Genomic DNA, 10581 nt, shown 5'->3' with positions numbered 1-10581 from the left:
GGCCTGCAGCTCATGGCCGGAACGTCCGGCCACCTCCGCGACCGCACCTACAAGCCGGGCGAGAACGCCAGCTACGGCACCCGGCTGGAGCAGCTCGCCGTCATCGCCGCCCTGGCGCTGTGGGCCTCCCGGTGGGCTCTCACGCCACCCGGGGAGCCCGCCGCGGAGACCGTCGCCGGCGGCGCGCCGGCCGGCCGGGGCCGCGGCCTGCTGTTCCTGGGCGTGCTCGGGATCTGCTGCATGATCGGAGAGGGGGCGGCGGCGGACTGGAGCTCGGTCTACCTGCGCGACAACCTCGGCAGCTCGGCCGGGTTCGCCGCGGCGGCCTACGCCGCCTTCTCCGTCATGATGACCGCCGGCCGCCTCGCCGGAGACCGGCTGACCATGCTGCTGGGCCCGGTGACGCTGGTGCGCGGCTGCGGCCTGCTGGCCGCCTCGGGGTTCGGCGCCGCCCTGCTGATCAACCATCCGGTGGCCGCGGTGATCGGGTTCGGCTGCTTCGGCGCGGGCCTGTCGTGCATCGTCCCGCAGGTCTTCTCCGCCGCCGGGCGCCGCGATCCGGCCCGTGCCGGGCAGGCGCTGGCCCGGGTGGCGAGCCTGTCCTACGTGGGCTTCCTCAGCGGCCCGGTGCTGATCGGCGGCCTGGCCGAGCTGGTGGGCCTGCCACGCGCCCTGGCCGTCCCCGTGCTGCTGGCGGCCTTCGTGGCGCTGGCGGCGTCCGCGCTCCGGCCCGGTCCCCTTACAAAGTAGATCAGCTCAGCGGTGCGTGGTCAGGCGACGAACCGGTCGTAGCCGAGCTTGGCCACCATCGCGATCACCACGCACAGCAGGACGGCGCGCACGAACCCGGCCCCCCGGCGCAGCGCCATCCGGGCGCCGACCTGGGCCCCGGCGATGTTGCAGACGGCCATGGCCAGGCCGAGCAGCCACAGCACATGCCCCTGGTAGGCGAAGACCAGCAGGGCGCCCAGGTTCGTGCAGGAATTGATGATCTTGGAATGGGCCGAGGCGCTCACGAAGTCCATGCCGAGGACGGTCGTGAAGGCGATGATCAGGAAGGTGCCGGTGCCCGGGCCCAGGATGCCGTCGTAGAAGGCGATCCCGGCACCGGTGACGGCGATCGCGGCCAGGATCCTCTCGCGGGTGCGCAGATGAGGCTGGGGGTGGGTGCCGAACGCCGGGCGGAAGGTGACGAACAGCGCCACGCCCACCAGCGTGACCATGACCAGCGGGATGAGCGCGTCCTTGGAGATCGCCGCCGCCGACGCCGCGCCCAGCCCGGCGGCCACCACCGCGCCCAGCCCGGCGGGGACCACCACCCCGGTGTCGAGCTTGGTGGTCCTGGCATAGGTCACCGCCGCCGAGGCCGTGCCGAAGATGGCGGCGAACTTGTTGGTGGCCAGCGCCTGCACCGGCGAGAGCCCTGCCATGAGGAGGACGGGGAGCTGCAGCAGCCCTCCCCCGCCGACCACGGCGTCGATCCATCCCGCTCCGGCCGCCGCCACAAGCAACAGGATGATCTGCACCATATCCATGCCAAGCCCCCGAATTACGTGTCCGCCGGGCAGAGCGTACCGACGCCTCCCCCGCAGCGGGGAGACGGTCCCTCCCCGGCGGGAGGCGAGCGCCCTGGCGGGCTGGGAGGATCGGGGCGTGAGACGCATCCTGACCCCGCTGACCAGCCCGTCCACCTACCTGAGGTGGACGTTCCTGATCCTGGGCGGCGCGCTGGCCATGCCGTACGTGATGGTCGGCACGGTGGTCTCGGGGCTGCTGGGCCTGCCGGAGGCGCAGAGCTACACGCTGGTGTCGGCCCAGCCGGTCGTCTTCGCCGGCGTGCTCCCCCTGATCGCGCTGACCGGGCTGTTCCTGCCGGTACGGGCGCTGGAGCTGACCGCGGCGCGGGGCCTGCTGGACGCCCGGATCGACTCCGGCCCGGACCGGCGGGCGCGCACCTGGGCCGAGCGGCGCCGTACCGCGGCCTGGTTCACCCTCCACCTGGGGATCGGCGCGGTGCTGGCGGGGGCGACTCTCGCGCTGGTGCCGTTCGTGGTCTGGCTGTGCCTGCTGCCCCTGCTGGGCGACCGGCTCGGGTTCTTCGGCACCGCGCTGGAGGCCGGGTGGAGCAGCGCGTGGGGACCGGCGGCGGCGGTGGCGACGTCGGTGCTGCTGGTCCACGCGGTGGCGGGCGCGGGGGCGCTGCTGGCGCGGCTCGCCCCGGTGCTGCTCGGCCCCACCCCGGCCGACCGGCTGGCGGCGCTGGAGGAGCGGACCCGGCGGCTGGCCACCCGCAACCGGCTCGCCCGCGAGCTGCACGACTCCGTCGGGCACGCGCTCAGCCTGGTGACCATCCAGGCGGGCGCGGCCGGGCGGGTGCTCGACCGCGACCCGGAGGCGGCGCGCGCCGCGCTGGCGGTGATCGAGGAGTCGGCGCGGTCGGCCCTGGAGGACCTGGACCACGTGCTCGGGGTGCTGCGCGAGGAGGAGAGCGGCGGGCGCGCCCCGGCCAGGACCCTGACCGACCTGCCCGAGCTGGTCCGCTCGACCGGCGCCGTCGCCGAGGTCACCGGCGACCTGTCCGCGCTGCCCGCGCTGGTGTCGCGGGAGGCCTACCGGATCGTCCAGGAGGCGCTGACCAACGCGATCCGGCACGGCTGCGGGACGGTCCGGCTGGCGGCGGCCGTATGTGACGACCATCTGGAGCTGGAGGTGCGCAACCAGATCAGGCAGCGGTCGGGGCGGAGCGGCGGACGGGGGGTGGCGGGCATGCGGGAGCGGGTGACCCTGCTGGGCGGCCACCTGGACGCCGGGGCGGCGGACGGGGAGTGGCGGGTGGCGGCCCGGCTCCCGCTGCGCGGCGCCCAGGAGCCCGTCCGGCACTCCCTCCGTGGATCGTGACCAGCTTGCCGAAGCGGGTGGGACGGAGCTCCTCCGATCCCCGCTCCCGCGCCGTCCGCCCCGCTCATCTCAGGGCTCTTTCGAGGAAGTCCAGGACGGTCGTGGTGTAGATCCCGGGGTCGGTCTTCAGCCCCGTCAGGTGGTCGGCGTCCGGCAGCACGTGCGTCTCGGCCCGGGGATAACGGCCCGCCAGCGCCTGCACCGACGAGGCGGGCAGGATGCGGTCGCGCCCGCCCGACATGAACAGCAGCGGGACGTGCGCGAGCGGGCCGTCCGCCGGTGGCGGCCAGGAGGCGCCGAGCATCGCGGTGGCCAGGGAGCCCAGGGTGCCGGCCACCGCCGCCCGGGGCCGCGGACCGCGCAGCGGGGACGGCAGTGGCAGCCCGCCCGCCTCCAGGAAGTTGCCGAACAGCTGCGGGAGGTCGTCTCCCGGGCCGCTGTCGCAGACGACGGCGTCCACGCCGAACCCCTCACGGGCCAGGGAGTACAGCGACGGGAAGGTGGAGAAGGAGAAGCCGTAGACGGCGAGGCGGGCCGAGCCGTACCCCTCGGCCCGCCTCAGGTGGGTCACCGTCGCGGTGATGTCGTCGGTGAACCGCTCGCCGAGCCTCATCCGGGCACGGTCGTGCCCGCTGGCCCCGTGGTTGCGATGGTCGAACAGGCAGACCGTGAAACCGGCGTCGTGCAGGAACTTCGCGTGCGCGAGGCTCGCCGATTTGCTCAGACCGATGCCGTGTCCGAGCACCACCACCCGGTCCGGCGCCCCCGGGCAGAGCCAGGCGTGCAGCCGCCCTCCCCCGCCGAGCGGGATCGCCAGCACCGTGGCGGCCAGCCCGAAGTCCTGCGGCCGCCGGTGGTGCCGCCGCCGTGGCGGGTGGAAGAGGCGGTAGGCCAGCGCGGCCCCGTACAGCGGCGCGACCGGCAACACCGCCGCCGACAGGACCCGGGCGGCGGGCGACGGACGCCCCGCCGCGGCAGGCCGCCCGGAATCCGGCGCCGGCGCCTCCCGTCCGGGCCGCCGCGCTCCGGCGCGGCCCATGCCGCGGACCACCATGTAGTGGAAGGGGCGGATGACGGCGAAGTAGAGAGGTCCCGTCCAGTGGAGGTGCTTGACGACGGTGACCATGCGGAACCGCCTGCGGCCGGGCCCGGCTGTCTCGGCGAGGATCGCCAGGTAGGCCGCCAGGTGCGAGTCGGTCGCCTCCAGCAGGAGATAGCGGTCCTCCACCCCTTCGACGACGGTGAAGAACCCGATCTTGCGTCCCGGCGTGAACGGGATCTCCGCCGGCGCCAGGTCCGAGCCTGGCACGACATCGCGATGGGCCAGACGGAGCAGGCGCGCGAAGACCCTGCGTGCGAGATAGAGGGCCCGCAGCCACCCCGGCTCCCATCCGATGGAGTGCGCGACGAACTCCCGCAGGGTCACCTCTCCCTCGACGCTCTGCACGTCCACGAAGTCCGCGTCGTCGAGCAGGGATCGCAATGCGGGCGGGTCGATGGGCTCAGACATGATCCTCCTTGACCGGCGGGGATGGGCCCCGGCCGCACCGGTGGCCCGGTGCGGCACAGCCGAATAATAGAGATCATAATCTAGAATTAGTCCCCTATTACAGGAGGGGGCATGTGTCGGGGCTTGAGCAGCAACCGAACGGCCGGTCACGTCACGGGGCGGACCGACCAGGCCGGAAAGGGGCAACGGCCGGTACGACGGGGCCCGTTCCGCCGTTCGGAGAAGGCGGGTTTCGGCGCTCCGCCGTCGAACGGGGGTCGCCTGAGCAATGGCCGTGAATCCAACGAAGTACCGTCCGACCTGCGCTGCTCCATACGGGGTGGCATGGGCGGTTGATCCCAGGGGGTGGCCTGCGCCGGACGGCGGGCCACCCCCTGACGCTTACGGCCCGGTCCGGGTGACCGGCCCGGCCAAGCCGTACGTGCCGGACGACGCCACCGCGGCGCGGGTGAAGACCGCGCCCCCCGGACGGCCGCCGACAACGAGCTACTCGCCGAGCGGGGCCGCCGCCGGCGCGCCGGGCCCGGCCTGGCGGGCGCGCAGGGCGCGGAGCTTGTGGCGGTTGCCGCAGCGTTCCATCGCGCACCAGCGGCGGGCGCCGGGGCGGGAGGTGTCGACGAACACCAGCGGGCAGTTGTCGCCGGCACACTCGCGGATGCGTTCGGCGAGCGGCCCGGACAGCAGTTCGATCATCTCCCGTGCCAGGGTCGACAGCGCCTGCGTGGCCCGCACCGGCGGCGCCCATCCGGCGGTGGTGCCGTCGGCGGCGAGTTCGGGGGTCAGCGGCGCCGCGGTCGCGGCCCGGTTGATGGTCGCGACCGCCCTCGCGGGAAGCGGGCGGCCCGCCGCCCGGGCGTGGGCCGCGTCCCAGATCGCCTGGCGCAGGGCCTTGGCCGCAGTCAGCTCGCGGGCGGTCACGGGAGCCGTCATGACTGCCGCCAGTGGCGGCTGGGTCAGCCATTCAGCGAGGTCGGCAGGCTCGTGGAGGCTCTCGAATATCGCGTACCGACCCTCGCCGCCCGTGTGGGCGAAGTCCAGGCAGACGGCACCGGCGTCGAACCGGAACGACCCGCCCTTGGGGTCGCGCAGCACCCGTCCGGTTGCATTCACTCGCATGACACCACTATAACTGGTGTCTCAACGAAACCTCTATAACCGGTTTCAGCATCCAAGGAGGAAGTACATGGGCGTACGGCACATCAACCCCGAGGGGCTTCATCGCAGCCCGGCCTTCAGCCAGGCCGTCGTGGTCGAACAGCCGGCGAAGACGATCTACATCGGCGGGCAGAACGGCGTCGGCGCCGACGGCAAGGTCGTCGGTCCCACAGTCGGGGATCAGGCCAGGCAGGTATTCCGCAATCTCGTGACCATTTTGGAGAGCGAGGGGGCGAGCCTGGCGAACATCGTGCACTGGCGCATCGCCGTGGTCGACGGTCACACGTTCGACGAGGGCGTGGCCGCCTTCCAGGAGGTGTGGAACCGGGCCGACCCACCGCCGGCCATCACGGTCCACGTCGTGGCCGGCCTGGGCCCCGGGTTCCTCGTCGAGGTCGACGCCGTCGCCGTCGTGTGACGTCCCCTGAGGGCGGGGGCTACTTCCAGGGGCGGGACCATCCACCGATCGCCGGCCTGGCGGGCGGGCTCGCCAGCACGCCGGAGCTGCTGATCGCCGCACGGGCGATCCAGGGCTTCGGCGCGGCCGTGGTCGCCCCGGCCACGCTGACGATCCTCACCACCACGATCCCCGCCGGGCCGGCGCGGGCCAGGGCCATCGCCACCTGGGGCGCGGTCGGGGCGGTCGGCGGGGCGGCGGGGCGGCGGGATCGCTCGCCGGCGGGCTGCTCACGGACTACCTGTCGTGGCGCTGGATCCTGCCGATCAACGCGCCGATCGGGGCGGTCGCGATCATCGCCGCGCTGCGCCTGCTCGCCGAGAGCCGCGACGTCGGTACCCGCGGGCTCGACCTGACCGGGGCGATCACGGTGACGGTGGGACTGTCTGCGCTGGAGTTGGGGATGCTGCAGACCCCCGCGTACGGCTGGGGTTCGGCGCGCGCGCTGATCCCGATGGGCGTGGGCGTGCTGGCACTTGCCACGTTCGTCCTGGTGCAGGCCAGATTCGCACGGGCGCCGCTGATGCCGCTGCGGATCTTCCGAGCCCGCTCGGTGCCCGGCGCGCTCCTCGTGCAGTTCCTGCTGGGCGCCGCGGGCTTCGCGGTCTGGTACCTCCCGTCTCTCTACATGCAGCAGGTCCTGCGCTACAGCGCGCTCCAGGCGGGCCTGGCGTTCCTGCCGCACACCCTCGCCATCATCGTCGCCTCCAAGGCCACGCCGTGGCCGGCCGGGTCGGCCTGCGTCCGCTGCTGGCCACAGGCGCGCTGAGCTCGGCTGCGGGTTTCGCCTGGCAGGCCACCATCACACCAGAAAGCGGCCTGCTCACCGGCATCGTTCTGCCGGGTGTGCTCATCACCGGCGGAATGGGACTCGCCTCCGCCCCGATCGCCATGGCCGCCACGGCCGTCGTCGGCCCCGGCGAGCACCGTGGCGATGGGGCTGAGCATGAGTTGTCCCCCTCGACGGCAGCGCTCCACTAACGGCGCTAGTTATGGTAGCGACGATATTTCTATCATAGACATGATGTCTAGCGTTGCTATGATGCTGCCATGTCCGCCATCACCAAACGCCGCGAACGTGAACGCGCCCAACGCCATCAGCTGATCATCACGGCCGCCCGCGAACTGGCCGAGGCCGAAGGGTGGGAGGCGGTGACAACGCGAAGGCTGGCTGAGCGCGTCGAGTACAGCCAGCCCGTGCTCTACAGCCACTTCAACGGGAAGGAGGCCATCCTTCGCGCCGTTGCCATCGAAGGCTTCGATGAACTCGCGGCCCGCCTGCGCCGTGCCCGGCTGGCCACCCCCGAGCCGCCTCAGGCACTGCACGCCGTCTGCCGCGCCTACCTGGAGTTCGCGACCGAACAGCCCGCCCTCTACCAGGCCATGTTCGTCCTGCCGACCGATGTGAAGTTCGCGCACGCCGAGACGCCGCCCCCACTGCGCGCCGCCTTCGACGAGTTCGTGAGCTGCTTCCGCCCGGACGACCTGCGACGCGAACTGTTCGCCGAAGTCACCTGGAGCGCGTTGCACGGCATGGCCGCCCTGTCGGAAAGCGGCCGCATCCCCCCGAACGGCCAAACGGAGCGACTCGACTTCCTCGTCACCCAGATCGCCGGCACACCAGGTGGACCGGCCACGCTGTGAGGGGCGATCGAAAGGCCAAGGATCTGAGCCGAGCCACTAACTGTCCCGTAAGGGGATCCCCCGCCGGAACACCGGGCGATCAGACTGGACGCTCAGGTCAAGGTGTTCCGGATAGCTGTTCCGGTGCTGGGGGCTGTACGGAACACTTGAGGGCGTGAGTCGCCGAGTTCGAGGCCGGCCTCCAGCGGGGATTCTTTCGGCGACGTACCGGACGACGGTCAGGCGCTCATCCTGCAGACACGCCCTCGGCACCGCCCATCGGACGCCCGCGCACGGCCGGCGGCGCATACCCGACAGTGCGGCCCTTCGAAGATCACGATACGGTCTGCTGATGAGCGAGCCCGCAGAGGCCCTGTCGCTGTGGCAAGTCGGTGACGTCATCGACGGCCGGTACGAAGTGACGCGGGTGCACGAGCACGGCGGGATGGGGCTGGTTTACCGGGTCCGGCACCTGCTGTGGGGCACAGATCTCGCGGTGAAATGCCCCCGCCCGGAGCTGTTCCGCGGCGCGGCCGACCGCGAGCGGTTCATCACCGAGGCCGAGGTATGGGTGTCGCTGGGGCTGCACCCGAACGTGTGCGCCTGCCACTACGTCCGCACGATCGGCGGTATTCCCCGGGTATTCGCCGAGTACGTGCCTGGCGGCAGCCTGCGTGACTGGATCGACGACCGCAGGTTGTACGGAGGCACCGAACGCGAAGCACTCACCCGCATCACGGACCTGGCGATCCAGATCGCGTGGGGCCTCGAGCACGCGCACAGCCGTGGCCTGGTACACCAGGACATGAAGCCCGCCAACATCCTGATCGACGAGGAGGGCACCGCGAAGGTGACCGACTTCGGGCTGGCCAGGGCTCGTGCGGTCGCCATGACGATGCCCGCACACGAGAGCACGCCCGGCGTCAGCGTGCTGGTCCCCACCGGTGGCCTGACACGTGCGTACGCCTCGCCGGAGCAGAGCTCGGGCGAGGCGCTGGGCCGGCGCACCGACATCTACAGCTTCGCGGTCTCGGTGCTGGAGATGTTCACCGGCGGGATCACCTGGATGGCCGGGCCGGTCGCGGGAGAAGCGCTGTCGGCCTACCGCGCCGACGGGCCGGGGGAAGCCGGACTGCCTGCCATGCCCGGCGAACTCGCCGACCTGCTGGAGCGGTGCCTGCGCCTCGATCCGGCCGATCGGCCGCGCTCGATGGCCGAGGTCGCCACCGGCCTGGCCGAGGCCCATCAGCGGGTCTCAGGTAGCCCGTATCCGCGGGCCGTTCCGGTCGCGGCGGACCTGCGTGCCGATGAGCTCAACAACCGAGGCGTGTCGCTGCTCGACCTCGACCGCACGGACGAGGCGCGGCAGGCATTCGCGGCGGCGCTGGCCGTCGACCCGCAGCACCTGGAGGCCACCTACAACACGGGCCTGCATCGGTGGCGCCACGGTGAGATCACCGACGAAGAACTCATCACCGGGCTCGAGGCGGTCCGCACCGACGCAGGAGACTCCTCGCAGGCGCGCCACCTGCTCGCCCAGGCACACCTCGAACGCGGCGACCTCACCTCGGCCGGCGAGCTTCTCGGTGAGTCAGGAGCCGAGGCCACCGGGGAACCCGAAGCCCAGGCGGTCCTGCGGACCATCCGGTCCGGGCGGCTCACCGACGCGCGCTGCGTGGAGGCCAGGGCGATTCCGTGGGCGTTGTATCGGGACGACGAGCTCACTGATCCGGATGGTCCGTACAAGATGGGCCCTTATGTCCTGACCAGCCTCACCCCCGACGGCCGGCTGCTGCTGACCGGGGGCCGCGACGGCATGCTGAAGTTGTGGGACCTGCGCGGCGGGGAATGCCTCCGGTCGATCGAGGCGCATGTCGAGAACGGGTACCGCAAGGAGCTGTGCTCGATCGCCCTCACCCCGGACGGGCGCTTCGCCGCCTCTACCGGCAAGGACCACGTCTTACGGCTGTGGGATCTCGGCACCGGCCGATGCTTGCGCGGGTTCGCCCTCAAGCAGCCGCCCCAGTTCGGCTACGTGACCCATCCGGTCGCGCTGAACGCCGACGCGAGCGTCGTGTACGTTTCGAACGCCGACGGGCCGATCCAGATCTGGGATGTCGACAGCGGGCAGATCACTCGGACCCTCAAAAGGCACACCGGCGGTGTACGTTCGATCGAACTGTCCGCCGACGGCCATTTCCTGCTCTCCACCGGCAAGTCCAACGGGGAGGTCCGGTGCTGGGACCTGCGCGCGCCGTTACCGGCAGATCCGCGCGGAAGACACCTCGACGGCCACCGCCAGCTGCCTCGACCCCGCCGGGCGTCTCGCGGCCATCGGCGCCAAGGACCGCACGATCAGCCTGTGGGACCTCCGCACCGGCCGTTCCCTGCTGACCATGAAGACCCCGCACGAGGTGGAAACCCTTTCGCTGAGCGCCGACGCGCGCTTCGTGCTCTCCGGCTCGTCCGACAAGACCGTCCGCGTCTGGGACATCGCCGGCGGGCGATGCCTGCGGACCTTCCGTGGCCACCGATCCGCGGTGCGGGCGGTCCGGCTCAGCGCGGACGGCCGCTCGGCGACCTCCGCAGGCCAGGACAACGCCGTCCGCCGGTGGGACCTCCCTCTCGGCTGGACCGCCGCTCCGCAGCCGAGCAAGCCGAGGCGGCACGCCGAGCTCAGCCGCCTCGGCGACGAGGTCGAGGCTCTGGTCAACGAGGCGGCGCAGGAGATCGCCGCCGCCCGCTATCCCCGCGCGCTCGACGTGCTCACCCGGGCACGGGTGATCCCCGGCTACGAGCGTTCGCCTCAGGTGCTGGACGCCTGGCGGGCTCTGAGCCGCCACGCGGTCCGCACCGGCCTGCGGGCGGCGTGGCCCACGACGACCTTCCCCGGATACGACGTCGCGCTGTCCGCCGACGGCACGATCGCGGCCGTCAA

8 protein-coding genes and 3 pseudogenes are annotated in these 10581 nt (G+C 72.2%); 7 read left to right on the top strand and 4 right to left on the bottom strand.

Translation table 11 applies throughout. The features are described 5' to 3' along the window. Positions 1 to 750: pseudogene (locus tag ACWDS7_RS00535) on the top strand (hypothetical protein); the annotation flags it as partial. A 20-nt stretch (positions 751 to 770) separates the two neighbouring features. Here ACWDS7_RS00535 and ACWDS7_RS00530 read toward each other — a convergent pair. Then, positions 771 to 1535: a TSUP family transporter gene (locus ACWDS7_RS00530; RefSeq protein WP_451927453.1), complete on the bottom strand. Its 765-nt coding sequence runs from the start codon at positions 1533 to 1535 to the stop codon at positions 771 to 773. A 118-nt stretch (positions 1536 to 1653) separates the two neighbouring features. Here ACWDS7_RS00530 and ACWDS7_RS00525 point away from each other — a divergent pair, with 118 nt between their 5' ends. Next, the gene (locus ACWDS7_RS00525; protein WP_451927452.1) at positions 1654 to 2898 is read left to right on the top strand and encodes a sensor histidine kinase; all 1245 of its coding nucleotides are present in this window, start codon (positions 1654 to 1656) and stop codon (positions 2896 to 2898) included. Positions 2899 to 2962: 64 nt separating this feature from the next. Here the strand turns inward: ACWDS7_RS00525 and ACWDS7_RS00520 are convergent, their stop codons facing one another. Beyond that, positions 2963 to 4408 carry an alpha/beta fold hydrolase gene (locus tag ACWDS7_RS00520; protein WP_451927451.1) on the bottom strand — a complete coding sequence of 482 codons (1446 nt, stop codon included), beginning with the start codon at positions 4406 to 4408 and terminating at the stop codon, positions 2963 to 2965. Positions 4409 to 4894: 486 nt separating this feature from the next. Beyond that, positions 4895 to 5524, bottom strand: coding sequence for a CGNR zinc finger domain-containing protein (locus ACWDS7_RS00515; protein WP_451927450.1), 630 nt, complete (start codon positions 5522 to 5524; stop codon positions 4895 to 4897). A gap of 67 nt (positions 5525 to 5591) precedes the next feature. Here ACWDS7_RS00515 and ACWDS7_RS00510 point away from each other — a divergent pair, with 67 nt between their 5' ends. Further along, positions 5592 to 5981: a RidA family protein gene (locus ACWDS7_RS00510; RefSeq protein ID WP_451927449.1), complete on the top strand. Its 390-nt coding sequence runs from the start codon at positions 5592 to 5594 to the stop codon at positions 5979 to 5981. A gap of 19 nt (positions 5982 to 6000) precedes the next feature. On the opposite strand, the gene ACWDS7_RS00505 is transcribed toward ACWDS7_RS00510, so the two are convergent. Further along, positions 6001 to 6180, bottom strand: coding sequence for a hypothetical protein (locus tag ACWDS7_RS00505; protein ID WP_451927448.1), 180 nt, complete (start codon positions 6178 to 6180; stop codon positions 6001 to 6003). A gap of 6 nt (positions 6181 to 6186) precedes the next feature. Between ACWDS7_RS00505 and ACWDS7_RS00500 the strand changes: the two genes are divergently transcribed. From ACWDS7_RS00500 to ACWDS7_RS00485, 4 genes and pseudogenes are all read left to right on the top strand, one after another. Continuing rightward, complete coding sequence (locus ACWDS7_RS00500; RefSeq protein WP_451927459.1) at positions 6187 to 6789, top strand: MFS transporter; 603 nt, start codon at positions 6187 to 6189, stop codon at positions 6787 to 6789. Positions 6790 to 7070: 281 nt separating this feature from the next. Then, complete coding sequence (locus ACWDS7_RS00495) at positions 7071 to 7664, top strand: TetR/AcrR family transcriptional regulator (protein ID WP_451927447.1); 594 nt, start codon at positions 7071 to 7073, stop codon at positions 7662 to 7664. 331 nt (positions 7665 to 7995) lie between these two features. After that, positions 7996 to 9876: pseudogene (locus ACWDS7_RS00490) on the top strand (protein kinase domain-containing protein); the annotation flags it as partial. Then, positions 9758 to 10207 (top strand): annotated as a pseudogene (locus ACWDS7_RS00485) (hypothetical protein); the annotation flags it as partial. The pseudogenes ACWDS7_RS00490 and ACWDS7_RS00485, both read left to right, overlap by 119 nt. Positions 10208 to 10581 lie beyond the last annotated feature (374 nt).

This window comes from Streptosporangium sp. NPDC003464, from assembly GCF_053588315.1.
The sequence above is the reverse complement of the archived record's forward strand: the minus strand, read 5'-3'. Positions and strand labels throughout refer to the sequence as shown.

Bases quoted from the DNA above. Each gene is read 5' to 3' on its own strand.
- ACWDS7_RS00505 (WP_451927448.1), bottom strand. From the start codon at position 6,180: ATGGCCCTGGCCCGCGCCGGCCCGGCGGGGATCGTGGTGGTGAGGATC.
- ACWDS7_RS00510 (WP_451927449.1), top strand. From the start codon at position 5,592: ATGGGCGTACGGCACATCAACCCCGAGGGGCTTCATCGCAGCCCGGCC.
- ACWDS7_RS00495 (WP_451927447.1), top strand. From the start codon at position 7,071: ATGTCCGCCATCACCAAACGCCGCGAACGTGAACGCGCCCAACGCCAT.
- ACWDS7_RS00520 (WP_451927451.1), bottom strand. From the start codon at position 4,408: ATGTCTGAGCCCATCGACCCGCCCGCATTGCGATCCCTGCTCGACGAC.
- ACWDS7_RS00515 (WP_451927450.1), bottom strand. From the start codon at position 5,524: ATGCGAGTGAATGCAACCGGACGGGTGCTGCGCGACCCCAAGGGCGGG.
- ACWDS7_RS00530 (WP_451927453.1), bottom strand. From the start codon at position 1,535: ATGGATATGGTGCAGATCATCCTGTTGCTTGTGGCGGCGGCCGGAGCG.